Source organism: Pseudomonas sp. TE12234 (genome assembly GCF_054061835.1).
On record NZ_JBSSEP010000002.1, the window covers coordinates 264,679 to 288,765 of the forward strand.

Consider the following 24,087-nt stretch of genomic DNA (forward strand, 5'->3'; position numbering starts at 1 on the left):
CTTAGAGACCAAGCGCGGAGCGCACTTCAGCCAGCTGGTCTTTGCCATCGATCACCTGGACCCCGGCAATCATGTCGATTTCGTACATCACCCGACCGTCGATTTCGAGCTTGTAGTAGACCGGCGCGATCGCGTGTTTGATTTCCGCCGGATCGCCGGCTTTCCAGTCGCCCAAATCGACTTCTTTGAGCAGACCGCGCAAGGTAGCCACCACCGCCGTGACGGTGCCCTTGTGCCCGCGAAAGGCACCACGGAACGACGCGTTGAACGCCGAGCCATCGGCCAGCCCGAAGTGTTTGAGTGACTCGCGACGCACGCCTTTGGTGACAAAAGACGCTTCCATTTTTTCCAGGCCCTGGTCCATTTCGATGGCACCGGCCATGCCACCGCCCCGATACTCGTCGGTTTTGGTGGTCAGCTTGGGCAAGGTCAGGCTCGGCACGTCACCGGCAAAGTTGACGCCGTCGACGAACAGGTTGGTGTTGTACAAAGTTTGAGGAATCATCCTGCATGCTCCTTAAGCGTCGAGGACTTCGGTCAGCCACTGGTTGGTGACTTCGATCAGGAAGTTCGGGTTTTCTGCCGGCGGCACGTCGGTGAAGCGAATGCGCCAATACACCTTGCCCTGCTCGATCTGGCTGGCGGTGTTGAGTTCGGTGTCCGGAAACACTTCAAAATTGATGATCGCCCCGGCGTTTTTCTGATCGCGCATGAACGCATCCAGGCCTTCGGTCACTTCCTTGACGTAGGTTTTGGTGATCGAGCGGTCGACCGCCCACTTATGCCCGGCCTGAATTGCATCCATGAGGATGTCGCAGGTGCGCACGCGAGTGACGAACGCCCATTTCGCATCGCTGGAGCAGGTGCGGTTGCCCCACAGGCGATACCCGCCATCACGGATGATCGTGGCAATGTTCGCGCCATTGAGCAGGTTGGCCCGACAGGTTTCATCGCCGTCCAGGTACTCAATCGGGCGTGTGGTACCGGTGATGCCGACAAACTCCTTGTTCGACGGGGAGGCCCAGTAACCGTAGTTCGCATCGGTCCAGGCAAACAGGCCCGCGACCCAGGCCGAGCCCGGCGCATCGACCGTGGCACTGAGCACCGTGTCCCAGTACTGGACACCTGGATCGACTAGGTACACCCGCTTGCTGCCGAAGTTTTCGGCGTACGCCATCACCGCCTCGTCGGTGGTGTTCGGACCGTCGACAATGGCCATGGCGCGCAGCTTGCCGGCCAGCGCATCCATGGCGGTGGCCACGGCCTGGGTCGCTGAATGTTTAGGGGCGATCAAAAGTTTGGGTTGAGCGTTGTGTTTGCTCTTGCCGTCGAGCAAGGCTTGCAGGCCTGTGCGCTGCCCCGAGGCCAGGACACCGCCGATGATGGCCGAGGTTTGCAGCGCGGCATCTTCGAGTTTGGGCACGCCGACCGCGACGATCACCGCCTTGGCGCGGACATAGATCGCTTGAGCCGCCCGGGTAATCGCCGAGTCAGCACCGAACGCGGCAATGGCTTCGCGCTCGGAGGTGAGCAATACCAGGTCACCCGCTTTGGCCGTACCGCCGCCGAGAATGCCCGGGGTGAAGGTATCGCACAGACCAATGATCGAGGACGATGGCAAGGCAATGGTCCGCGCACCGGTGTCGACCAACGTCGTCGTAACGCCGTGAAAAAATCCACTCATGTAGCATTCTCCAGAAAGCAAAAGACCGCGCCCGGCGCGGTCATTTGCACAAACAAATACGCCCCGACAATGCGGGGCGCTCAAGGCGTTTGAACCAGGGTTTAGGCAGCGTTGCCAACCCCGGCAATGCTGTCGCGAATGGCCGCGATTGCAGTGTCAGCCAGCGCCTCGGCGGCGTCGTGACTGGTGGCCTTGAGCACCCGTTGTTTGCCCTTCAGACGAGCCGCACGGATGGCATACAGCGCCGTTTGCCAAGCCTCGGCCTCGGCAATGATGCTGTCGGCCGCCGCTTTGGGCTCCAGTTCGGCCGCGTCGGCCCAGGCCTGCACCGAGGGCGGCATGTCGCCAGCGTAACCACCAGCGGCGAAGCCGCGGGCCTCGACGGCGGCGTGCTCATACTCCAGAGCGCGCAGCGAATCGCCCAGCACCGCACGGCGAGCCACGTCGGCCGCTTGATCAATTTGCTGAGTGGCAACAATCACCGCAGCTCCTAGAGCCAGATCCGCGAAGGCGAACCCGATATAGGCTTGCCCCTCGTAATTAACATTGAGGTTCACTTTGTTCATGCGGGCAGATCCTTAAATCAGACTGAGGTTAGTCAACACGGTTGACAGGGTTTGCGGGTTGGTTCCAGCGGGGTTGGTCACGTTTGAAAAGTAATGCCCGAGCATGCCAGCGGGGAACGTCCCACCCGCCACGGTCAATACCGCTGACGATGCAGACAAACCCACCAAAGCCCCATAGAAGTCCGACGGCATCGTTACAGCGATACCCTGCATCACAAGCCCAACATAGGGCGGCAGATTGGCCCCAGAGTTGGTGCGGACAAACGAACATGAGCGCGTAGTGCTTGGCGCAGGAACCTGTCCAGCCGGAGACGGCAGCACTAAGTTGCAATAGCGAAGTTCGACGTTGTAACCCTGTGACCACGCGGAAAACCCACCCATCCCCGTAGTGGTTACGCCAGCGGCGTCCGTACTTTGGTAATACTTCGGGAACAAGTTACGAACTGCACCATTTCCATTGATGATCAGATAGCCAACCGTCAATGCTGGCGTATCCGTCATGGTGTAGTCAGACAGCAGGTTAACAAAGCAGATCCCGTTGGCCGGCGTGGCCGCCATTGCCTTGGCGATACTGCGAAACGCCGTATCGCGAGTTAGCCCGTCGTTAGTGTCCAGGCCAGCGAGCTGGTCGACGTACCACGTTTTTTGCATGGCGGGCACCGCCGCGATCGCCGAGGCGACCGCCGTTTCAATGCCTTTCTTAGCACCGGTGAAATATGAAAGAAGACCTTTGGTTTCAGTAACGAGGTCAGAAATTACAGATTCGAGACTCATAGGTCAGACTCCAAGCGTGGTTTTGGCAAAAAGTGTTTGCAAGGCAACAATCCCCGCAGCATTGGCAACAACTGCCGTTAGCAATTCCTCATGATCCGTTTCAGCCCGCACTTCAGCGGTTTTCATTCGGTCCATCAAATTGGCGATTTGTTGGCCTACTACCTGATCGACTTTTTCCTGACTATCGAGCGAGTCCTGATGCTTAAGATCACGCAACATGCCAGCAACACTGGCTGTCGCCAGCGCGGCCAGCTCGGCCGATAGCGTCAGGTTCAAACCCGCACCGGTTGACGTGATGGTCACGCTATTGGCCGGCAACGCGGTCAGCGACAGGTCATAGGCCAGCAGCAACTCGGCCGTAGCCGACTTGTAGGTCAGCGCCTCGGTCGGGTGCGACCACACCGCCAGCAGCGTGCCATCCGACAACCGAAAGCCGATCTCACGAGCCCAATAGGCTTTGCCATCGTCGGCCACCGCCGTGACATGAATCAGGGTGTCGCTCAGGCGCTGGCCGTCGGAAATGGCGTATTTCGCCACCGGGGTGCGCAAAGCAGTCTGTGTGTTGGCCGGGGTGTAACCGCTGGTGCCCACTTCGACATGGGTGATTTCTGCCGCCACGCCGGTGTTATCTGCGCGCCAGATAGCGGCCAGTCCGGCCTTGGTGATCACGGGTTGTAACGGGGTACTCATACGAGGACGGCCTCCATAGTGGCGCGAACAACGATTCGGGTACGGTGCGCGTTCGCGACCGCAAAGCCCTGCTCTACTTGAATAGGAACGCCCATCAGATCGGCGCTTTGATGAACGACACAGCGAACGCTGGACGCGTTGGCCAGCCCCAGGGTTTGCTCGGCGGTATCCATCGGTACGCCTTGCACGTCCAGCGTGCGGCGGTCCAATTGCCGCGTTTGGCTGGCATTGCCCAGGCGAAAGCCACCGTCAAACCGCGCGCCGACCTTGAGCGCGTAGTGACTACGCTCGTTCTTTGTCGCGTCGACCAGGGCACGCAGACGCTGGAACAGCTGCGGAGACAGAATCGATCCCTCGTCGCCGCGGTTGTCGTTGGCCCAGGCGATCAACTCAAAGGTGTAAGGCACCGCGCCGGGGATTTGCGTCCACTCCTTGAACTCGGCCCGCACCCCGACCGCCTTCAGCACTCGGCGCACCGCACCGACCGTGCCCTTGCGCTTGTGAACCGGGATCGACTCGCGAATCAGCGCGCGTTGCTGTTCTTCGGTGTCGGCGGCCTCCCAGCCTTCGACCGACATGGCCCAGGCCAACCAGGGCAAGAAGTCCACCGGACAGCGCGCCGAGTCGGCCACGCCCCGGATGATTTCCGGGTCAATGCCCAGGTCGCAGGCCGTGGCCAGCGCACGTTCCAGCGGCGTGCTGTTCAGCGGTAATAACCGGCTCATTGAACGACCGTCCCTGTGACCTTGATCGAGGTGCAGTTGGGGTAATGCCGCTTGTCACAGATCACGTCGGCCGTGGGCTGTTTCAGCACCACCCGGCGCACGCCAGAGACGTGCAAGGCGGCGTAGATCGCCGACAGCGACATTTCCCCCTCTAACTGCCGGGCCGCCTTGATCGCTGCCACCAGCGCCGCATTGGCCGCCGCCAGAACGACCACCTTCGACGGGCCGTCTAAAATCTCCAGCTCGGCATCGACACTAAAGTTGCTCGGCTGGCCGAGCTGGCTACGCGGCCGATCGGTGATCGGGCGCACGTCCTCGGCCGATAACGCCGCTTGCACGGTGGCTACCAGGGCGTCCGGCTCCACCGTGCTCTCGGGTGCCGGCAGCACCGCCAGCGACACGTCGCCGGGCAATGGGTTGACCAGGCCGGCCGGGTAGTCGCAGACGACCACGATTGCCCCGGCCGGCAACTGATCGCGCACCGCCTGGCTGATCTCCGCCGCCTTGAAGGTTGGCGAGTCGACCGACACGCTCGCGACGTTGGCCGAGGCGGTCAGTGCGTGAAACTCATACGCGCCGCGACTGCCCGCCACCGACAGGCTCTCAAGGGATAGCTGAGTGCGATACCGCAGCGCGTCGTCTTTTTCCATCACCGCCGCAATCGGCGGCACCGCATCAGGGTCGGCCTCGGTAATCGTCAGCCGCTCGACCCCATAATCAACCGCGCGATTGTCCAGATCCGTGCCGCGTGCATAGGCCAACAGACTGGCCTTCGCCGCGTCATTGATCCGCGCCCGGCTCATCAGCTTCTGATAGGCCGCAACCTCCAGCAGCTTGACGACCGGGTCAGACTCCAGCACCGCCGTCCAGTTATCGTCCATCTGCAAACGAAAGTCGGCCAGTACTTCCTGGTAGATCTCTTCAAAATCCAGCGACTCCAGCACTTCTGGCGCCGGCAATGCCGACAGGTTGACGACACTCATGCACTCACCTCCAGCAACACACCTTCACCGAGGTATTCGCCGCTCACTTGAATATCGATGGCCCCATTCAGCACGGACAGCACCCGCACACGCTCCAGGCGCAAACGCGGCTCCCAGCGTCCCAACGCTCGGGCGACCTCGGCTTGAACCGCGCTCTTCCAGCCTTCGTTCACCGGAAGGTCAACAAAGCGCCGGAGCGTGCTGCCGTACTCCGGCCGATAACGGCGACTGCCCAGCGGCGTGGCCAAAATGTCCGCAATGGACTGGCGAAGGTGCTCGACGCCGGAAATGGGTTGGCCGGTATGGCGGTCCATTCCGATCATCGACATCACTCCATGAGCGGCTGAAGGTCCGGGTGGGATTTCAGAAAGGTGATGGCTTCGACATCTGCAGTTTTTACCTGTACCTGCCCTTTGGTCACGGCCAACGTACGGCCGGTTTCGGGCACGATCAGCAGACGCGAGGTATAAACCGTGTCACGGAACGTCGAAAATTCCTGCTCCTGCTCCTGCTCCTGCTCCTGCTCCTGCTCCTGCAACGGCTTGGTGATCGTGTGTTCATCAGTGGCAGACACCTCAGTGGGCTTGGCCATGTGTTTTCTCCAGGCATGAAAAAGCCCACACTGGGCGGGCTTTGATCGGTTTAATTAATGCTTGTGGTTGGGCGTGTTGCCCGTCGTGTCGATAATGGCTGCATCGCTGGTGATGTCCTGCGTGACATGCAACGGACCGTCGATATTCACCGCGCCATTCAGGTTAATCATCCCACTCGTGACGTTGACGGCGCTGTCAGTAACCACCGCTTCGGTGCTGCCTACCTTGATCGATACCGTCCCGCTTGGCAGGGTGATGGTGTAGCTCCTGGCTTCCCAGTCGTACACCAGCGAACCACCATCCTCGAAACGCCAGACTTCCACATGATCGCGGTTATCCGGTTGCCCGCCGGCATCGCCGTACAGCCCGGGAATAAAGGTGCCCATGCCGGCCTGGCCACTGGGGTTGAACAACACCCCCTGCTCATTCAGGCTCGGCGCCCGCCAGTGTCGGGCCTTGCCGGCTGCCAAACTGTGCCAGCGCACCCAGGCGCTCACCCAGTCACCGGACTGCACCCGTACGGCGGCCGCTGCCAGATCCACCCCGACCACGACACACGGCATCAACATGGCGGCGATCATGCGGTCATGTTCGGCCAGGGCGTAACTCATGGCACGTCATCCGCAGGAAAGAACTGCTCTTTGGTGTCGTTGTTGAAACCGAACCACAGTGAGCCCGGCGGCTCATCGGGCCATGGCCATTGCTGCGGGCCGAGGTAGATCTGCTGATCCCACTCCACCAGCCAGACGGTGTAACCATCCAGCTCCGGCCGAGTCCAGTCCTGCCCGGCTTGAATGAACACCGCCGGCTCGACTTCCAGCCCCCAGGTTTGTGCCCGAAGAATCAACGCCAATTGAGTAGCCAATTGCACGGCTTGCTGATGGTGATGTCGCTGGATCGGGTCGACGACGATGCGCGCCTCGAACTTGCACACCAGCGTTGTTTCTCCGGTTCCGATATCGGTACCGGGTTCGAACTCGGCCATCTCCAAAAACACCGCCGGCAGCGCGATACGATCTTCGATTTTCGGCCAGGCAGTTACTGCTCTGACACCCGGCAATTCCGCGACCAGGTGTTGCTCGATGGCCTGATAGAGTTGATCCAAAGTAAATGGCTCATCCGACACGTCATTTCCCCTTCAGGTACTTTTGCAGTTCAAAGTTGAGCTCCTGCTGCAGGATCTCCATCAAGCGCTCATCGGCCTTACGTACCCAGCTGTCGAAGTGCGGTCGCGCCTGCTCCAGGGAGACCTTGGCCTTGGCCAGCGGAAAGCGACTGTCGTTCTCCGCAATCCAACCCGAACTGGCGCCACCCCGCGCACTGACGGTGCTGTCGGGGTAGTCGTCCGGATTGAAGTGTTTGCTCGCCGTGCGAATCCAGATGTCGGGCTTGTTGCCATAGACCTTTTTGAGGAACGCCCCCTGATACCGCCGCCCGGCCACTGATACGCCGATGCCGGTCTGTCGTGCCCGGCCAATCCGGCTGGACTCGATAGCGTTCAAGCCAAACCACAACTTGCCGCTCGTGGCCCCACCTGTGACCGGATAGCTGCGCAACCGCTGACGCACCGCCGCAACAGCGATGCGTTCCTGTCGACTGACCGCCCGGGCAATGTGCGTGCGCAACCAACCCAACGTCTTGTTGATCGCGCGACGATGCGCGGCGGCCGCCGCTTTGGGCACCACCTTGGCCAGCTCCTGGAACGCTTGCAGATCTGCCGACGAAGACTGAATCGAGATCATTCCGCCGTCGGCCGAGGACTTGAAGTGGCTACCGACATTCATGCACGCATCCTCAGGATCAAGGCGACCAGGCCGTCGCCACTCGGCTCCAGCTGCAGCAGGTCGTAATCGCCACCGCCGTCCAGCGCGGGCAAGTCGATACTGACCAACATGCCCTGTTGCAGGCCCGCTGAATCGCTGACGCGGATCTCGAGTCGCGGCTCGCGCAGGCCCGTGTTGAGCTTGCCGAACTTCGGCTGTAGCCAGGGTGCTGCGAACATGCCGAGCACCGGTTCGTCGCGGCCTTCGATCCGCGCGCTGTCGCCCAGGGTTTCGAACACCACGGCATCCACCTCGGCAATCAGATCACGAAAGCCCATGCTCAGAGTTCCAGCAGAATCTGCGCGAGCGGTCGAGTGCACAGGTGCAGCGGGTTCGACTGGGCTTCACCGGCCATGCCCTTGTTGAACGGCATCGGCTCGATTTTGCTGTAGTACGGCACGCCTTCGGTGTTAACCGTTTCCATGTAGTCGGCCGGCGCGAACACCGAGATGTAAAGGTCCGGCACGCCTTCGGGAATCAGCAGCGCCTTGTCGTCATGGATGAAGGTCACGCCGGCGATCTTCCCGCGATAGCGCTCCCAGACGATGCCGCCGAATTCGAAACTTTCGCGAGCATCGCCGCGCAACGCCGCTGCCTGCTGGCTGTTGAGGTAGGTTTCCTTAACCGACTTGTGGACCAGCAGCTTGTTCCAGAAATTCTTACCGCACAGTGCCCGCGAGCCGGTGCTGGTGATACTGCCCAGGGCTTCCTCCTGCAGGTCCAGCGCATCACCACACTTGACGCGAAGTTCGGTGTCCGGACTGTTCAGCCCCATGGACATTTTCTTGCGGGTAACGCCGAACGTTTTGTAGATGTCGAGCAAGACGGTGGTGCCGTCCGCATCAAGGATCTGGCCATTGAGCGCGCCCATACGCTGGAATTCGTGCGTGGCATCCAGCTGCCGACGCGCTTTGGCCAGGCGCTTGTTAACCACGTCCTGCACGGCCTGCAATTCAGAACGGGTGCCGAAGGCGCGAATGCCCTGGATCTCGTCGGCCTTGATGGCGAAGCGTTGCGGCAGGTGCACGGTGTTGAACGGGATCAGATTGCGCTTTGTGCCGCTGACCACCAGGCCTGACGTGCCGCGCTCACCTGCAGGTACCAGGGCCAGGGTATCGCCGTCTTTTTCGATCTGTACGGTCAGGGTGTTGATACCCTCTTCCTGGAACAGGCCTAGGCTGCTGATGCGGCCCGGGAGGTATTCCTGTTCGTTGATGGCGGCGGTCAGCGAAGAGACCGAAAACGCGTCATCGTTAAAGATTTCAATGTCAGCCATGTAGCTATCTCCAGAAAACAAAAAACCCGCACTGGGCGGGCCGGGGAATCAGAGTTGTTGTCTTAGCGAACGATCAGCGAATGAGTAGCCAGTGCTTTTTCAGCCGCAGGATCAAGGCCGGTGAGGTGTGTTTCGCTGACTTCCGCCAGACGCACCACGGCGCGACCGCGACGCACCACATCCGACTCGCCAAGTGGACCGTAGAGAATGGCGATAGCGTTTTCGGTGCCGTCTTCGGCAGTCGGGTTGTAAGGGGCAAACTCAGCGGTAGCGGTAACCAATCCCAGGATCTGCCCCGGCTCCAGCGCTGGGCCGGCGGCAACATTGATGGCTTCGCGGGAAATGGTGCCCGCCCCTTCAGACAGGAGAAACTCGCCTGCATGCATGGGTTCGCGTTGAATGGTCATCGTCTTGCTCCTGTCGCAGATCGGGATTTACCGGTCTGCGCGGCTTGGCGGGCAGACCAGATGGATGGTTGATCGATTTGTTTGGCCTGCACCTTTGGCGCAGGGTCATCGTCCAGCGGCAAGCTGTTGTCGATTTCGAAGCCCTTGCCGCTGGTGACGATCTTGTCGAACAGGCGCGCTCGAACAGCTGCGACGTCCAGCCCTGCCGCAACAAATTCGGCGCTGAACTCCGGCAAGCGTGCAGCCACACACAAGTCATTCACGGCCTTGGCACGGGCCAACTCGGCCTGGACGATTTCCTCGTTTTCAAGTTTGGTGGAGCTGAGTAGCGAATCGACAAGGTTGCTGATCCCCGCCTCAGCGCAGCGCTGGGTAATCATCAGGGCTAGCTTTGCCGAGTCGACTACGGGCGGTGTCAGCGGCGGATCGTCAGGCTCCAAATCCGACTCTGTCTCCGGTGGTTCGTCAAGCTGCGCGAGCAATTCGGCCGGTGCATGCTGGTAGCGCTGCAACACGGCCCCTTGGCCGAGACAGGCCTTGACCTTGACGCCGTCGCCGACTTCATCAGCCAGCCCCAAGGCCACCGCTTCACTGGCGGTCAACCATGTTTCGTTCGCGACCAAGCGTCGCAACTCGACCTCATCGATGTCCGGTGCCTTGGCCTTGTAGGCCGCTATGATGGCTTCCATCGTCTGATCGAGAACGTCGGCCACTTTGCGGAAGTCTTCGGCATCGCCGGCCGCGTAAGTCCAGGGGTTGTGAATCATCAACATGGCGTTTGAGGCGATCACCACTCGGTGCGCACCACACACGGCCACGCTGGCTGCACTGGCCGCCAGCGCATCGATCCGACCGGTGCAACGCTCACCCAAACGCGACAGGGCATTGTGCATGGCCAGCCCGTCAAACAAATCACCACCGATGCTATTGAAGGCGGCAATCACCGGCGAGGCGCCATCGTCCATGGCGCGCAGGTCTTGCACGAACTGATTGGCGGTAATGCCCCAGCCGCCGATCTCGCCATAGACGAACACTTCGATCACTCGCTCGGGGGCGTCGCCGCTGGCCTGAAGGGCATACCAGGTCTTGTCTTGCACCGGCACGCGCTGGCCCGCCCGGTTGTAAATGCGCGGTCGCGCTTTTTTGCTCATGGTTGCTCCTTGTCGTCGAGCGGTTCGACGGCTTCAAGAGTGTTGTAGTTGAGGCCAAGATGGGTGGCCCGGGCCAGGTCGGCCGCGTTTTCGGCGTCGACCGTTTCGGCGTCGTAACCGGTACGCAGGACCATTTCGCTACGCGAGGCGAATCCCGCCTGCACTTCCATGCGCCGCGCCTGCACGTCTTGCACCGGCTGGATGTAGGCCCAGCCTTGCGGCACCCAACGGGTACGCAGGTATTCGCGGCGACGCTGCGCGTAGTCGTCCAACACCAGGGCACCCGACAGCACGGCCATGTCCATCCAGGCTGCCCGCACGGGGCGGCAGAGTTGATGCACATACACGCTGAATTGCAGCTGCTCCAAACGGCGCCGGAACTCGTTCAGCACCACCCGCAACGCCCGGTCGTTAACCTCGCGCATGTCGCCGGTGAGGATTTCGTAGGGCGTCCCGGTACCCGCTGCAGCTGCCATCAATTGCTGTCGCATGAAGTCGGGATAGTTGTTGCCGGCGTCCGGTGGCTTGGAAAACTCAACCTCTTCACCTGGTCCCAACTCCTGCATGGTGCCGGGCTCCAAGGCGACCATAGGCGTGAAGCCATCGCCATCCAGGCTCAGCGGTTGACCGGTAACCGGGTCTCTTGGCACAGGGCCGGAGTCCGGGGCTGGCCGGCTGATAAACCCGGCAAACAGGTTGGCCACCTCCTGCCGGAACAAGACCGCGTCGTCGTAGTTGTCGAGACTGCGCAGGCGTTTCAACACCGGCGACAATCGCGGAACACCGCGCAGCTGGCCCGGCTCGACCGGTTCAAAGATGTGCAGCACCTGCGCAGCAGGCACCCGCACCAGTTGGTTATAACCGGCGTTCAGCGACGACGCATCGCGTGGATGCGCCAGGTACATCCAGTACGCCACCCGCTTGCCGCCGGGCGTGAACTCAATTCCTGCACGGATGATGTTGCCGGCTTTGGTCGTCTCGAATTTGTCGTGCGGTACGAACTCCGGCGCCAGCGCCTGAATCTGCAACGGCACCGCTAAACCTTCATCTAAGCTACGCGGTCGCAAGCGGACAAAGCATTCACCTGACGTTTCGACAGTGCGAGCGATCAGTGCCTGCTGGCCATTGAAGTCGGTGCGCTCGTCGGCATCCGATTCATCGACCCAGTCGTCCCAAAGCTCCTGCAACAGTTTGCGCAGGGCTTCGTTGTCGGTTTTCGGTCGCGGCGTGATGCCGGTACCGATCAGGTTACTGACGCGCTTGTCGATGACGTTGTAGGCATACGGGTCATTACGAACCGCTGCCCGCGACCGTGAACGCAGATTGCGCAGCGCCGGGGTGTTGATGCTGTTGATTCCGTTGTCCGGCGCATCCCAGCCAGTGGAGCGACGACCCTCACCGGCGCCTTCGTAACTGGCTTTGATGTTTGACGGCAACACGAATCCGTTACGGGTCAGCGTCGGATAGCGAGCCATTAGAGTCCTTTGCCTCCGTGGCAAAGCCGAACGACGCGGGAGCGCGGTCCGGCTGAGTTCACCAGCGAGGTGCGGATCTCGTCACGAGCTTTCAGCAGCTCATCGACCGAACGGTACTCCACGGTACGGTCGGTGTAGCGCACGGTTTTCTCACCGCGAGCGATGGCCGCCTCAACTGCGTCGAGGTGCTTCTGGGTAAATGACATATCAGCGTCTCTTCAGGTAACCGCTACTGGAGCTGCGGCGTTGAGGTGGTGCTACGGGTCGCGATTGCACGACAGGACCAAGTGGCTGCGGAGCTGGTTGCGGTACAACAGCGGATGCGTTTTGCTCGGCATTACTGACGCGCTCGCCTTGCACTGGCTTGATGCCTTCGTCGAACAGACCTGACTGCGCCAGCGACTGGCGCACCCGCTCCCAGTCGTGCTCCTTGTAGCGATTGAGACCCAGGTAATGGGCCATGGCCAGGCAGTACACCATCAGGTCGAGCGCTTCGTTGCGTTCGGCCTTGCCCTTAACCCATTCGATACGCTTGTGACCACGGATGTAGCGCGCGACCTTACGCTCGGCGACACACTGATCGAAAAAATCATCGGGCAGGTCATTGGCAAAGTGCAGCGCGCCCGGGCCGGCTTCGAACGGATAACGGTTGTAAATCCAGTCCTTCGCGGTGTCGGTACCGACGAACCACAGCTCGGCGCCGTTACGCTCGGTCTGACCTTTCCAGGTGACGTCCACCATTGATGGGCGCTGAGCAATCACCGGCTTGCCGGGCTTGCTCGCACCCTTGATGGCGAAGACATTTCGCCAGCGGCGGACACGGCAGAACTGGTAAACCTCATCGGTGTGGTGGCCACCGGAGTCGACCGCCACCGCGAGAATGCCGAGGCCAACATCGCACGGATGGCGATACTTGGCTTTGAGCAATTCGTCGAGCGCGGCCCAGGTGCGTTCATCGGCGGGGTCGCCCGAAACGATCTGGTAGTCAATGACCCAGCGCTCCATGCCGACGCCCCAGCCCATGGCCATGAATTCCAGGCGGTTGGCCTGAACGTCGACGGCTCCGGTGATCATGAGCACCGCTGCTGGCATCGACCCCAGACCGAAGAGTTCCAAGCGCGCTCGGGCTCTCAGCACATTGGCTTTGGTCTGCTCTTGAGCTGCATCCCAGACCTTCGCCAGCCGGGTGTTGTAGAACACCTGCATGGGTTCAAGATCACCCTTGGCCTGGGCCTTTTTGGCTTTCTCAAATTGCTTGGCCAGCGACTTCCAGTCCATCCAGCCGAGGGGCGAATACAGTGCGTTGAGGTGAAAGCCCACCGTCTCGCCGTCACCCTCGACATGGGCGCGCCACTCGCCTTTGGCGAGCATTTCACCCTTGTGGTATTCATCGATCAGCACGTCACAGTCCATCCCGGACGCCGCGCACTTGTAATGCACTACGCTGAAGTCGGCCGAGTAGAGAAGGTTTTCCCACTCAAGCGTCTGCATGTGACCACAATACGGGCACGGCACGTAGTAGTGACGCTGATCGCTGCCCTCGAACAAATCGGAGATTCGCGAGGCGCCCTTGATCGTGGGAGAGCTGGAGAAATAGAACTTCGCGTTGCGGCCGAAGGTACTGCCCCGCGTTTCCGCCAGCTCAATGGGGTCACCCTCCTCGCCGATGTCCACTTCCCAGCGGTCGATCTCGTCGCCGTAGATGTAGCGCGCAGACAGCTCCGACAAGTTGGCCGCTGAGCCGGCGGTGGTGACATACAAGGTACCGCCCTCGAACTCCTTGGTGTCCATGGTGTTGCGAGAGTCCCGCGAGCGGCTGGCCGCGACACGCTCACGCAACACCGGCGTCGCCTTGATGGTTTTGCCGATCCGCGACGACACCCGTTTGGCCAGGCCCAAGCTGGGCAACAGCGCCAGGATGTTCGACGGAGCCATGTGCATCAGGCCGCCAATCCAGTTCAGACCAATCTGGGTTTTCATTAGCTGCGACGCGACCATGGTGATCACTCGCTTGCAGGGGTGAGCTGGCGACAGGCAGCGCATGGGCTCGCGGGCGTACGGTGTACGTGAAGTGCGGTACTGGCCGGGTTCAGCAGCGCCGGTGTCACGCGGAATGCGCATGTACTCATCGGCCCACTGATCGATCCAGACATCCGGGTCGGGCCGGAGCCCACGGAAATACGCCTCACGGTACACCTCTGCACCATCAGGAATGTCCGTAGGCATAAGGTCAACTCATGGTCAGTGCGTGTTCAAGGTCTGCGGAGGACATGCGCTCGGCATCCTCCAGCGAGCGACGGATCGCCGCCGTCAGGTGTTTTTCGATTTCCCAAGGGTCCGTCATGGAAGCCAATTCAGGTGCCAGCTGCGGAGGCATGCCCAGCAGTTGATCACGCAGCATGCGGCCAGCATTATAAGCGCCCGTCTGCACCGCCGACGCGAACACCAGCGAGCCCTTGGCCTTGTGCAACTCGATCTCGGCGAGCTGTGCCAGGTTGTGCTCGCGTAGGGCGCGGGCTTTCTGGAAGTCTGGCAACTGCACGGTAGGGGCAATTACTGGCGGCGGCGCAGCCGTTGAAGTCGGTTCGACTTGGCCGGACAGTTGGCTGTACACGTCACGCTGAAGCCGATCTTGGTGGTGCCGATCCGCAACAGCGGTTTTGCTCGGGTCAGCGGTGTCGCGAATCAGAGCTTCGCTGGCCGTGACATCCACCTGCTTACCATCGGCGGAGAGCACCAGCCGGTTGTTGTTTTTCAACCAGGTGATGTAACTGGGCGCCCTGCCGATCCGAGCCGCGAAGGCGCTCTTTGACAGGTACATTGGTTCTGTCATAAGCCCTCCTTTTCAACGGCTTTTCAATGCAAACCTTTCAATTTCAATGGATTGAATTTCAGTAAGCTGGCAACCCTGCCGCTAACACTTTCCCGCGGGTTTCCGACCCCGTACCCACCGAATAACCCCAGGGTCCCCGGCGATTTCATGCCTGTCCGCCCCCGCTCGGCGGTGCTTCGCAGATCCCTGCCCGCTTTGCCAGCCACCGAGCGTACAAGCCACTGGCGACATCGGCGCCGAGACAAGCCACAACGCTACCGATCGCAGCAGCAGTCATCAGGCTGCAACTCAGCGCCGTGGCGAGCATCACCGTCGCCAGGCCAAACACTGCCGACGCCCCGAAGCGCAGCAGCACCCGCTTGACCAACACCGGCACCGCCATCCCTGCCGCATCAGCGCGCCACATCTCCCCGGTCAAACCCGCGAGCGCCACCAGAATCAATAACCATGTAGGAAGATCGGCCAGCGACTGCTGCACCTCCTGTTCAGTCGACATGCGTTGCCTCCTCGGCAATGGAATGAAAAACCCCGCCGGAGCGGGGTTGGGTGACCGGCTCAGGGAAGGCCGGGTGAAGCTGCACAGCACGTGCGAGGTCAGCGCCAAGGCGCAAATTCCATATCGTGGGGACTTTTTACCCCTGTCCGGAAAAACCGAAAAGGGGTCATTTTCGGTTGTTCGACTCGACGCAACTTTGACGCAACTTTGACTCAGGTTTGAGGGAAACCACCCCGACGAATGGCAATCAGCAAACCCGTGTGCGCCTACTCATTGAGGCCCGTGTGTAGTTGGTTTCTACCGTCCCGCTGCGGCGATCGCGCCCACGTGTTGTTGCGGTGCGTACGGTCAGTATCAACAGCACCTGCTCGTGTAAACGATGCACCCAGTTCCTGTAGGTCCGGTCAGCGTCCTCGGCGAGCTGCAACAATCGAAGCTGCTCACGCACGGTCATCGGGGGCTGGGCCAAGTATCGGTTGCGAGCCAACAGGGCCAACTGTGCGCCCTTCTCAGATTGCCGTTCGAGCTGCGTAACAGCAGCGGCAACCTCAGTGCTGACATGGTCCATACCACCACCGGCCGACATCATCAGATCTCGCGACCCAGGAGTACCACGGGGAGCGCAACCGCCGTACTGCATGATCGTAGCCATCGGGCTGCCCAAGCCGCCACCGTCGCCAACCTGGCCGTGCTGAGCGCCCCAATGCTGCATCAACACCTCAACTTCCTCGATCATCGCCCCACTCCCCTGAAAATCGAACCCGACACAAAAAACACCCAACCCGACACAAACCCAACACAGATGAAATCCTTATAAATCAATAGCTTTAATCGATCTGTGTTGAGTGTGTTGGGTTTGTTGGGTGTTTCTGTTCTCGCATGAAGAAAATAATCAGCCATCAGAAACCGAACATCTAACGTCACGCCTGCGCGCACGTGTAGCGAAACCCAACACACCCGACACAAAGCCCGCAAACAGCCGAAATAGAAGGCTCTACCCTGTGTGGGGTATCCAAAATCAACCCAACACACACCCGACACACCCAACACACTTTTAGATGTAGTCATGCGGCAGCCGCCTTGATGTGGTCCCAACTGTCGACATGCCAGCCCGCCAGCTTCGCCTTGGCCCGCCAGTTTTCCACCTGCTTGCCCAGCTCGGCCGCCTTCAGTGATGGGGGCGGGGAAGCGTCCTGATCGACGGGAAAGAAGAAAGCGCCAAAGCGCCGGTTGTTGCCATCGGTCCAGGGAATGGCCCGCGTCTTATCGACCTCGGAACTGATGAAAAGCGAGAACTTCGTCTGACTCATCACATGCTCTTTGTTCCGCTGGCACCATTCGAGAAATAGCGAGTAAAGGTCCGTCGACAGACACGGCCCCCAAAGCCCCTGGCCCAACTCGCTGTACTTCCACAGATGCAGGAACGTCTGCCATCCGGCCCGACTCAAGGCCACCAGTCGCTCACGGGCGTCCGTTGACGGCGGGCGCGTCCGCTGGTTGAAGTCGCCCAAATCAACCGACAACAACCAGCCGTACAGCGCCGCGACACCACCTTGCTCCAGCTCGCGGCCGATTGCCTTTTGCCGCTCGACCGGCAACGTCTCCATGGGCCACATCACCAGCATCCGGCGGTCACTGTCGCTGATCGGCCACGGCAAAATCTCGTTGCTCAGGAACACCGCGTTCATGTGGTTGGCTTCCTCCCAACCGTTGATGAACTTCGATTCCATCCGCACCGTCTTGCCGGTGATCAGGTGCTTGATCTTGCCCACCTGGTTGTATCGCTGATCGCGGCTCACCACCTCTTCGAATACCGACCACAACTTGCGGCTTTGCCAGGCGTTGAAGTTGCTCTCCAACTGCGTCTGGCCGACCGTGGCTGCGTACTGGCCGTACAGCATGCCCAGCGCATCAGCGAACAGCAGGCTTTTGCCTGAGCCTTCCATGATCGAGTGCATCAGCACGGCGGTGTCCATCTTGGCGCCCAGGTGCTGCAACGGGTACGCCAGCCAGCGGATCAGCCATTGGGACGCCGCTTCATCGTGGTTGCACAAAAACGAAATCAGCCAACGCAGGTTGACGCAGGCTTCGTCATCCCTGACCGGTTCGAGCGGCAAACCATCAAAGGTATTGATGTACACCGCAGGGTCTTTACTCATGGTCGGATCAAACACGATGTGTTCGACATCCACGGTGCGCCGCTCACTGCTGTTCAGCCACAGGGGATAAGTGTCACCCAGGGCCATCTTCACCGCGCCCTCGGCAATGCGCCGTTTCTTTTCCCGATCCCAGACATCCTTGGTGCCGTCGATGTACACATATCGGTCAGTCGGCGCCATACCCAGCGCGCCACCCTTCTTGCCCGCCATGCGCCGCGCTTGCTCGATGTCGCGGACGTGATCATCCGCAATCAAGCGTTTGCCCGTGTCATCCAACCACGCCTTGGCGAGTGGTTTGCCCACCCGCGCTTCGAACGCGGCCTTCTTCATCACCCGCGACTGGTCGCAGTCCCACACTTGCGTGGTGCCCTCGACCAGCGCAAAACGCCGAAGCAAATGGTCAAGTGTTAGCGCCTCCCCCGCGCCCCCATCAGGAGCCGGAGCGGCCTCGCTGATGTCGTCGTTCGCACAGCTCGGCTCGCTCACATCACCGGATGGGGTCGGGGGAAGATCCTGCGGATCAGGCCGCGATGAACGCTGCATGCCCAACATACGCGCAGCCTCCTTCACCGCCTTCGACTGGTCGCCACCGTGCTCGAGTAAACAGAACACCTCGAACGCATCGTTCTGATGCCCGTTCGCGAGCGGATCGGCACCGTGGTGCGAATAGACCTTGCCGTCGGCGATTGTCACCCCCGGTAGACCGGTGCTGCTCTGCGGGTAAAGCCACTTGCTGCCCCGCTTGATATAGCCGTGAGTACGCAGCAGTTCCTCGATGTCGTGGCAGCGATTGAACTCGTCGATCACCGACGGCTGCTTACCCGCCGCAGGTGCCGAACGCTTAATGACCTTCGCCGGCGCCGCGCTCGGCTTCATCGCCCACGGGCAGGCTGCCTCGGCATCACGTTTGAAGAATTCCCAGCCTTGCCAGATATTCAGCAGATCGACAGTCAGCGTCGGCAGGCCGTCGTTGGCGTTCGGTGGGGTTCTCCAGGTGTAAGGCTTGCCGGTACCCGGATGAATCGAAGGCGGAAACACGTCCTGTACCAGGCCAGCGCGCAGCTCGAACACCGTGAAGCGCTTGTACTCTTCAGCCTCCGCGCGCGCCGCAGCCTCCCCGACACCATCGCCCTGCTCTTTCGCAGCCTTGGCCTTATCCATCAAGCCTTTGTGAATCGAGCCGTCAGGGTCTTTTTCATTAGGCCAGGACAGAGAATGCCGGGTCAGCTCAACGCCTTCAGGCACTTTGAACACGACCCGGAAGCGCGCAGGGTTACCAACAATGGTCGGATACACCAACGCCATGGCATCCAGATCGACGCCCAGCAATTCATACAACACGTACCGCGTCCACTGAACGTCGTCGACGTCCAGCGAACAGACACGGCTCGGCCCAAGCACGACACCGAGGTTATGGTTTGGGTTTTGTTGCCAGAATGCTTCGGCGACGGACGCATCGGTGATGTAGCCGCCCGGCTTGTTCCACCCCAGCCCCTTAGGGGCTTTTTCTCCTGGTTCAATGGATACCAGGGCGAGGTCGAAAGTCGTGATGTAACGTTTTGCCCATTCGGCGACGGCTATTCCTTTGGCCGGTTCAGTCATCGCCGAGCCTCCCGCAACCCCTGACAGTCGACGCAGGTTTGGCAACCGGCAATCGTCTGTTGTCGAAGCAACGGGATGGGGTCGTCGCAATCCGCGCAAACTCTGCGCTGGCGCGGCTGGATGGCGCAAGGCGACGGCGCTGAAGCGCGACGTCGAGTAGGTATTGCGCCTGGTCGTTGGCGCGATCGATTTCATCAGCCATGAGCACGATCCTCCATCGCCTGACGAGCACCCGCCATGATTCCGAGAACTTCGCGGATCACGTCCATCCCCTGCTTTTCAAGATCGAGGACTTCGTGAAGCTCCCACACGTTGTCGGCAGCACCGTCGTGCATCGCGGCGACAAACTCGCCGGTCTCGCCGAGCAATTTGCCAACGGCTTTCAACGCATCACGCGTGGCCGGTACCGGCACCGGGCGGTACCACACTGCACCCGCCGGGCGCATCAGCGCATCGAGCAAACGCGAATCGCCGGTCAACCTGATCAGCTCTTCCAGCTCATCAGGGTTCAGCCAGCGACGCTCTTCATCGAGTTTGAGTTTCTTCTGAAGGGTGTCGTTGTCCAACACCATGTCAAAGGCAAGGGCGGTAATTCCGCCCTTGTAGTCACGACCAGCGCGATAAATCGCCTGTCGCAGTGGAAGGACCGGACCGGCGTCCGGCAAAAGATCTGTTCGACTCATAACCGTAAATCCCCTGTTTACGGTCTAGCCATAGTCCAGGGCAACCCCTATCCTACGACCACGACCGATGTGCATGTGCTGTGTATCGTCGTCGCTGGGCTGGGGGATCTTTGGTGAGAGGCCCCAGTCCGGCACCCTTAAGCAGCTTTGGAACCACGCAAGTAGGCCCAATCAATGTCAGCCCGAAGGTGCTCGCAAATGACTGCACCTTTTGACTCCCGCTCGATACCGACTGCCAAAGCCGCGCTCGCTCGTCGATTTCCGTAAGCAACCTGTTTCAACTGCCCAACAGAAGTCCCGCAATGAGTGGCAAAGGCCTCCAAAGCAGTCTTATCAAGAGTCTTCAAATATTCGTGCAAGGTCATATGCACCTCCTTCAGGCCACCTAGATTAGCAATTGCTAATGAATCAGACAATAGCAAACCGTAATTTACTGTTTGCTAAAGGGGCGAGATGATTGGCGGATGGATACCAAAAAAATGCGAATTCAGGTTTTGCGAGATTTGATGGGTGGAAAATCCCAGAAAGAGTTCGCCGAACAGCACAATTTAGATGCCTCCTACCTTTCACAGCTGCTGAACGGTCACCGTTCGCTTGGCGAAAAAGCTGCTGCAAACCTTGAAGCAAAAATAGGGCTTCCAGAAGGCACGCTTACAGCGCCATCCGCCTCGAGGTATGACTCAACGACCGCAGGAAAAAACCAGCAGTCAACTTCACAAGACGGAACTATTGAAGGTAATGCCGAGTATCTCGGACCCATCGACGTATGGGACGACGATACTCCGCTGGATGATGACGAGGTTTACGTGCCGTTTCTAAAGGAAGTCGAGCTATCCGCTGGAAGCGGCCGTACAGCTGTACACCAGTCCCACAAACAAAAGCTTCGATTCGGAAAGATGACGCTACGGCGCCAGAACGTTCAACCAACTGAAGCTGTCTGCGTAACTGTCAGTGGTAACAGCATGGAGCCAGTCCTTCCGCACGGCAGCACCGTGGGCGTTGATCAAGGCTGCACTACTATTACCGACGGCAAGATGTATGCGTTAAATCATGGTGGCCAGTTGCGCGTCAAAACTCTGTATCGCCTACCAGGCGGTGGCCTCAGGATGCGCAGCTACAATCGTGATGAGCATCCCGATGAAGAGTACAGTGCGGTTGATTTGCTAAAAAACGAAATCATCGTGATCGGAAAGGTATTCTGGTATTCAGTCCTGCTCTAATCCATTTCTGTCGAAAGACCCGCCGATGCGCGGTTTTTTTTTCGACTTCAAAAATAATATTTAGCATCCGCTATTGCACAATTATTTAGCTATTGCTAATTTCTGTCTCGTACACCTCTCACCAAAGAGTACGAGCCATGCAAACCACACAGCACAGCAACACCCGCTGCCCGGTCTACCTGCATCCTTCTGTCTGCAGTAATCGCGTAGCTGTCGAGGCCATCCAGCTCCGCACTGGTCTTCTGGTGATCACCACGCCGGAAGGCCGCACCGAAGCCGTCCAGCCAGTGAATACCCCCGCAATCGATGCCAACACCTGGCCGCTCGGAGGCGATGCCGCATGAACAGCTATCTCATCCCTCTCGCCCAACAAGATCTGCTGCATCACATGCTGCAGGTTGGTGGCGCCGCCGTTTGCCCACTTCAACGACCAGAGCAAACCATCCACGCAAGATTTGAAGTGGAGCTCACCGACAACAGCGCAGTCATCAACGTTGACCTGAGCGGCCACACCGGCGAACTGACCCTCAAGCGCTCAGACCGAGCCAATCACCTGCATCTGAGGGATTTCATTCAGGACATCGCGAACGGCCGCATTGAGTCGGCGCAACCCGCCCCACCAGAACAGTCCGGCCGGCTGGCGCAAATTGATCAGGTACTGGCCGACTCGGAAGCATTGCTTGGCCGCGTTCGCAAACTGATCGCCGCCTGAGGACAGCGCTATGAACCGCACCCTGGACCAAACCGCCGCAGTGCTCGGCATCAAACCCCGCGCCTTCCGCACCAGGTTGCGGGAGCTGGGAATCTTGAACAGCAGCGGTGACCTCGCCAGCCAGTATCGCGACCAAGGCCGCCTGTACTCAGCCCCCCGCGTCCGCTGGAACCCCACGATTGGCAAACCGGTTCACTACGCCGTAGTGATGGTGAAAGAAGCCGGGGTGGATTGGCTGGCAAAAAAGTTGGGCATCACCATTACGAACAAGGACGCCGCCGCATGAAAACCAATCAAGCCAATGCCTACACACAAGCCCTCGGCGCCTTGAAGTTGATCCCGATCTACCTCAACTGCCCCGGCGTCATCAGCCGCGCCACACTAATCGGCGCCTCGACCGAAGCCGTCCAGTTGCTGGAAAGCATGCCGGTGCTGAGTACCGAGCTGGCGGAGGTGTTTCGCTGCGTCAACAACGTCATTCAAGACGGGCAAGTGGCCTACGTCACCCCCACGAACTCGCCGGAGTATCCATTCGGTGCCGTGGTGGCTGATGCAAAAGGCCAAATCTGCGCCGCCGCGATGGGCAAAAGCAAAGAAGGCCTAGCCGAATTGATCCGCCTCAAGCTGGTGCCCCGATCGGAGGGGTTCGGGGAGGAAGCAGCATGAGCAACACCTTGGACCAGCTTCGCAGACAGTTCGCCACACCCTGCCCGTCATTGACGGCAGTCCGAGAGCAGTACTTCACGCACATCCGGACCGACCGCTACCTGCTGGAAGAGATCAAGGCCGGGCGTATCGCCTTGGTCGTCAAGCGGCTGCACAACTCGGCACGGGCGAAGCGCGTGGTTTACCTGCACGACTTGGCTGACTTCCTCGACGCCCAAGCGGCGAAGCAAGCGGCTTAATTCATCGGTGGCCCCTGCTGCCCAGGGGCAAACAACTCGCACTTAATGAGGCACAGCACATGAAACCCACAGACACAGCCGAGTTCATCGGCGAACTCAACGCGGGCGTCTTCGCAAACCAGATCGGCCACGCCCTTTCCGAAGTTGCATCGGGCGTTGTCGACAACGGCAAGGTCGGCTCCGTCACGCTGACCTTCACGCTGAAGCAGATTGCCGACAGCCACCAGGTAACGGTCAACCACAAGCTCGCCTACAAGGTGCCAACCAAACGCGGCAGCCGCAGCGAAGACACAACCCTCGACACGCCGATGCATGTCAACGAGGGCGGTCGCCTGACCTTGTTTGCTGAAGCTCCTCGCGCGGGTCAGCTGTTCAACCGAGACGCCGCGCCGATTCACGCGAAGTCCTAACCGACCTATCCATGCCTCTCACCAAAAGGAAAACGATCAAATGGAAGCCAAAGCAATTCAGTTGATTCAAGACACCGCCGTACTGGCCTATGCCAAGCCGCTGAGCACCTTCACTCCGGCGCTGGTGCTGCCGTCTGATCAGAAGATCCACAGCATCGAGAAGTTTCAAGCCGCTCGCAGTCGCTTCCGCGGCGCGCTCACCACCCACTCATTGCTGGACTTCGGCAACTACGTGATGGAACAAAGCGCCGATACCGTCGCCTCTGGTTTTGTCGACGCGGAAGCCATGTCGTGCACCGTGATTTTCAACCTGGGCAATACCAAAGAGCCAGGGCACGGCGATTTCACCGCCACGCTTAACTTGAGAAAGACTGCGGCCTTCCGAGCGCTGGAGCGTGCCGCCGCCATTCAATTCGCGCAGAAGGACCTGAGCGACTGGATTGAGGATTGGGCGTCGAACCTTCAAGCCCTTGCAGCGGACGACAGCCACATCGATCTACGCAAAGCCGCGAGCGCCATCCGCTCCATCAGCATCGAGCAAGCACGCAAGAGCGAACATGTCGTCGGCGACCTGAGCGCATCCCGTTCGGCAATGGACCAGATCGAAGCCAAATCCTCCGAAGGCCTGCCAGCCGAATTCCTATTCACCGTCGAGCCCTTCGAAGGGCTGAAGGTCCAGATCATCCGACTCCGTGTTGCCGTCCTCACCGGCGGTGACAAGCCCCTACTGCGCCTGCGCTGGATTGGCGAAGAACAACTGCGCGAAGACCTCGCACAAGAATTCAAGGACGTCGTTCAACAGGAAGTCGGGGGTGGCGCGAAGCTGACCATCGGCAGCTTCAACCTGGGCTAACCACCACTGCAACAACCCGTCGCCGGCCTCTCACCAATGAACCCGGCGGCGGGCTCTACCGAGGAAC

The 24,087-nt window shown here is 60.0% G+C and carries 33 protein-coding genes and 1 pseudogene; 8 read left to right on the forward strand and 26 right to left on the reverse strand.

Going from position 1 to position 24,087, the window contains the following annotated elements; all coding sequences use genetic code 11:
* Position 1: 1 nt before the first annotated feature.
* The 26 genes and pseudogenes from ACVWYU_RS04845 to ACVWYU_RS04970 form a co-directional block, all read right to left on the reverse strand.
* On the reverse strand, positions 2 to 505 hold the full coding sequence (locus ACVWYU_RS04845) for a phage major tail tube protein (protein ID WP_457372073.1): 504 nt from the start codon (positions 503 to 505) through the stop codon (positions 2 to 4).
* Positions 506 to 517: 12 nt separating this feature from the next.
* The gene (locus ACVWYU_RS04850) at positions 518 to 1,684 is read right to left on the reverse strand and encodes a phage tail sheath subtilisin-like domain-containing protein (RefSeq protein ID WP_090321318.1); all 1,167 of its coding nucleotides are present in this window, start codon (positions 1,682 to 1,684) and stop codon (positions 518 to 520) included.
* A 101-nt stretch (positions 1,685 to 1,785) separates the two neighbouring features.
* Entirely contained in the window at positions 1,786 to 2,250 is a 465-nt protein-coding gene (locus ACVWYU_RS04855; RefSeq protein WP_457372074.1) for a hypothetical protein, read from the reverse strand.
* 12 nt (positions 2,251 to 2,262) lie between these two features.
* Positions 2,263 to 3,024 carry a hypothetical protein gene (locus ACVWYU_RS04860; RefSeq protein ID WP_457372075.1) on the reverse strand — a complete coding sequence of 254 codons (762 nt, stop codon included), beginning with the start codon at positions 3,022 to 3,024 and terminating at the stop codon, positions 2,263 to 2,265.
* A gap of 3 nt (positions 3,025 to 3,027) precedes the next feature.
* The gene (locus ACVWYU_RS04865; RefSeq protein WP_457372076.1) at positions 3,028 to 3,714 is read right to left on the reverse strand and encodes a phage tail-collar fiber domain-containing protein; all 687 of its coding nucleotides are present in this window, start codon (positions 3,712 to 3,714) and stop codon (positions 3,028 to 3,030) included.
* Complete coding sequence (locus ACVWYU_RS04870; protein ID WP_457372077.1) at positions 3,711 to 4,439, reverse strand: phage tail protein I; 729 nt, start codon at positions 4,437 to 4,439, stop codon at positions 3,711 to 3,713. Before ACVWYU_RS04870 ends, ACVWYU_RS04865 begins: the two co-directional genes overlap by 4 nt.
* Positions 4,436 to 5,422 carry a baseplate assembly protein gene (locus tag ACVWYU_RS04875; RefSeq protein WP_457372078.1) on the reverse strand — a complete coding sequence of 329 codons (987 nt, stop codon included), beginning with the start codon at positions 5,420 to 5,422 and terminating at the stop codon, positions 4,436 to 4,438. Before ACVWYU_RS04875 ends, ACVWYU_RS04870 begins: the two co-directional genes overlap by 4 nt.
* Positions 5,419 to 5,745, reverse strand: a complete 327-nt coding sequence (locus tag ACVWYU_RS04880) for a GPW/gp25 family protein (protein WP_457372079.1) — start codon at positions 5,743 to 5,745, stop codon at positions 5,419 to 5,421. The genes ACVWYU_RS04875 and ACVWYU_RS04880 overlap by 4 nt, the downstream gene beginning before the upstream one ends.
* Positions 5,746 to 5,750: 5 nt before the next feature.
* Positions 5,751 to 6,014, reverse strand: coding sequence for a hypothetical protein (locus ACVWYU_RS04885; protein WP_457372080.1), 264 nt, complete (start codon positions 6,012 to 6,014; stop codon positions 5,751 to 5,753).
* A gap of 54 nt (positions 6,015 to 6,068) precedes the next feature.
* Entirely contained in the window at positions 6,069 to 6,626 is a 558-nt protein-coding gene (locus ACVWYU_RS04890) for a phage baseplate assembly protein V (RefSeq protein WP_457372081.1), read from the reverse strand.
* On the reverse strand, positions 6,623 to 7,141 hold the full coding sequence (locus tag ACVWYU_RS04895) for a hypothetical protein (protein WP_457372082.1): 519 nt from the start codon (positions 7,139 to 7,141) through the stop codon (positions 6,623 to 6,625). The genes ACVWYU_RS04890 and ACVWYU_RS04895 overlap by 4 nt, the downstream gene beginning before the upstream one ends.
* 1 nt (position 7,142) lies before the next feature.
* The gene (locus ACVWYU_RS04900; RefSeq protein WP_457372083.1) at positions 7,143 to 7,799 is read right to left on the reverse strand and encodes a hypothetical protein; all 657 of its coding nucleotides are present in this window, start codon (positions 7,797 to 7,799) and stop codon (positions 7,143 to 7,145) included.
* A complete protein-coding gene (locus tag ACVWYU_RS04905; RefSeq protein ID WP_457372084.1) occupies positions 7,796 to 8,116 on the reverse strand; it encodes a head-tail joining protein in 321 nt (106 codons plus the stop codon). Before ACVWYU_RS04905 ends, ACVWYU_RS04900 begins: the two co-directional genes overlap by 4 nt.
* A gap of 2 nt (positions 8,117 to 8,118) precedes the next feature.
* Positions 8,119 to 9,114, reverse strand: a complete 996-nt coding sequence (locus ACVWYU_RS04910; RefSeq protein ID WP_090321283.1) for a major capsid protein — start codon at positions 9,112 to 9,114, stop codon at positions 8,119 to 8,121.
* A 62-nt stretch (positions 9,115 to 9,176) separates the two neighbouring features.
* A complete protein-coding gene (locus tag ACVWYU_RS04915; protein ID WP_457372085.1) occupies positions 9,177 to 9,521 on the reverse strand; it encodes a head decoration protein in 345 nt (114 codons plus the stop codon).
* A complete protein-coding gene (locus tag ACVWYU_RS04920) occupies positions 9,518 to 10,672 on the reverse strand; it encodes a head maturation protease, ClpP-related (protein ID WP_457372086.1) in 1,155 nt (384 codons plus the stop codon). Before ACVWYU_RS04920 ends, ACVWYU_RS04915 begins: the two co-directional genes overlap by 4 nt.
* Complete coding sequence (locus tag ACVWYU_RS04925; RefSeq protein WP_457372087.1) at positions 10,669 to 12,147, reverse strand: phage portal protein; 1,479 nt, start codon at positions 12,145 to 12,147, stop codon at positions 10,669 to 10,671. Before ACVWYU_RS04925 ends, ACVWYU_RS04920 begins: the two co-directional genes overlap by 4 nt.
* Positions 12,147 to 12,353: a phage head-tail joining protein gene (locus tag ACVWYU_RS04930; protein ID WP_008048905.1), complete on the reverse strand. Its 207-nt coding sequence runs from the start codon at positions 12,351 to 12,353 to the stop codon at positions 12,147 to 12,149. Before ACVWYU_RS04930 ends, ACVWYU_RS04925 begins: the two co-directional genes overlap by 1 nt.
* 1 nt (position 12,354) lies before the next feature.
* Positions 12,355 to 14,373, reverse strand: coding sequence for a phage terminase large subunit family protein (locus ACVWYU_RS04935; RefSeq protein WP_457372088.1), 2,019 nt, complete (start codon positions 14,371 to 14,373; stop codon positions 12,355 to 12,357).
* A 4-nt stretch (positions 14,374 to 14,377) separates the two neighbouring features.
* The gene (locus ACVWYU_RS04940) at positions 14,378 to 14,980 is read right to left on the reverse strand and encodes a terminase small subunit (protein ID WP_457372089.1); all 603 of its coding nucleotides are present in this window, start codon (positions 14,978 to 14,980) and stop codon (positions 14,378 to 14,380) included.
* Between the two features lie 145 nt (positions 14,981 to 15,125).
* The gene (locus tag ACVWYU_RS04945; RefSeq protein WP_008056035.1) at positions 15,126 to 15,476 is read right to left on the reverse strand and encodes a phage holin family protein; all 351 of its coding nucleotides are present in this window, start codon (positions 15,474 to 15,476) and stop codon (positions 15,126 to 15,128) included.
* A gap of 247 nt (positions 15,477 to 15,723) precedes the next feature.
* Complete coding sequence (locus tag ACVWYU_RS04950) at positions 15,724 to 16,212, reverse strand: hypothetical protein (protein ID WP_457372090.1); 489 nt, start codon at positions 16,210 to 16,212, stop codon at positions 15,724 to 15,726.
* 328 nt (positions 16,213 to 16,540) lie between these two features.
* A complete protein-coding gene (locus ACVWYU_RS04955) occupies positions 16,541 to 19,237 on the reverse strand; it encodes a DUF5906 domain-containing protein (protein WP_457372091.1) in 2,697 nt (898 codons plus the stop codon).
* Positions 19,234 to 19,439: pseudogene (locus ACVWYU_RS04960) on the reverse strand (TraR/DksA C4-type zinc finger protein). Before ACVWYU_RS04960 ends, ACVWYU_RS04955 begins: the two are co-directional and overlap by 4 nt.
* On the reverse strand, positions 19,432 to 19,920 hold the full coding sequence (locus ACVWYU_RS04965) for a phage regulatory CII family protein (RefSeq protein ID WP_457372092.1): 489 nt from the start codon (positions 19,918 to 19,920) through the stop codon (positions 19,432 to 19,434). Before ACVWYU_RS04965 ends, ACVWYU_RS04960 begins: the two are co-directional and overlap by 8 nt.
* Positions 19,921 to 20,057: 137 nt before the next feature.
* Positions 20,058 to 20,285: a YdaS family helix-turn-helix protein gene (locus tag ACVWYU_RS04970; RefSeq protein WP_457372093.1), complete on the reverse strand. Its 228-nt coding sequence runs from the start codon at positions 20,283 to 20,285 to the stop codon at positions 20,058 to 20,060.
* 99 nt (positions 20,286 to 20,384) lie between these two features.
* Here ACVWYU_RS04970 and ACVWYU_RS04975 point away from each other — a divergent pair, with 99 nt between their 5' ends.
* The 8 genes from ACVWYU_RS04975 to ACVWYU_RS05010 all read left to right on the forward strand — a co-directional run bounded on the left by ACVWYU_RS04975 (position 20,385) and on the right by ACVWYU_RS05010 (position 24,020).
* Positions 20,385 to 21,140 carry a S24 family peptidase gene (locus ACVWYU_RS04975; RefSeq protein WP_457372094.1) on the forward strand — a complete coding sequence of 252 codons (756 nt, stop codon included), beginning with the start codon at positions 20,385 to 20,387 and terminating at the stop codon, positions 21,138 to 21,140.
* 137 nt (positions 21,141 to 21,277) lie between these two features.
* On the forward strand, positions 21,278 to 21,484 hold the full coding sequence (locus ACVWYU_RS04980) for a hypothetical protein (RefSeq protein WP_457372095.1): 207 nt from the start codon (positions 21,278 to 21,280) through the stop codon (positions 21,482 to 21,484).
* A complete protein-coding gene (locus ACVWYU_RS04985) occupies positions 21,481 to 21,852 on the forward strand; it encodes a hypothetical protein (RefSeq protein WP_457372096.1) in 372 nt (123 codons plus the stop codon). The genes ACVWYU_RS04980 and ACVWYU_RS04985 overlap by 4 nt, the downstream gene beginning before the upstream one ends.
* Before the next feature lie 10 nt (positions 21,853 to 21,862).
* Positions 21,863 to 22,138 (forward strand): hypothetical protein, encoded by a 276-nt coding sequence (locus ACVWYU_RS04990; protein ID WP_457372097.1) that lies wholly within the window; start codon positions 21,863 to 21,865, stop codon positions 22,136 to 22,138.
* Entirely contained in the window at positions 22,135 to 22,518 is a 384-nt protein-coding gene (locus tag ACVWYU_RS04995; RefSeq protein WP_457372098.1) for a hypothetical protein, read from the forward strand. The genes ACVWYU_RS04990 and ACVWYU_RS04995 overlap by 4 nt, the downstream gene beginning before the upstream one ends.
* On the forward strand, positions 22,515 to 22,757 hold the full coding sequence (locus tag ACVWYU_RS05000; protein WP_390959266.1) for a pyocin activator PrtN family protein: 243 nt from the start codon (positions 22,515 to 22,517) through the stop codon (positions 22,755 to 22,757). Before ACVWYU_RS04995 ends, ACVWYU_RS05000 begins: the two co-directional genes overlap by 4 nt.
* A gap of 59 nt (positions 22,758 to 22,816) precedes the next feature.
* The gene (locus ACVWYU_RS05005; protein WP_090453414.1) at positions 22,817 to 23,167 is read left to right on the forward strand and encodes a hypothetical protein; all 351 of its coding nucleotides are present in this window, start codon (positions 22,817 to 22,819) and stop codon (positions 23,165 to 23,167) included.
* Between the two features lie 40 nt (positions 23,168 to 23,207).
* Positions 23,208 to 24,020, forward strand: coding sequence for a DUF2303 family protein (locus ACVWYU_RS05010; RefSeq protein WP_457372099.1), 813 nt, complete (start codon positions 23,208 to 23,210; stop codon positions 24,018 to 24,020).
* Positions 24,021 to 24,087 lie beyond the last annotated feature (67 nt).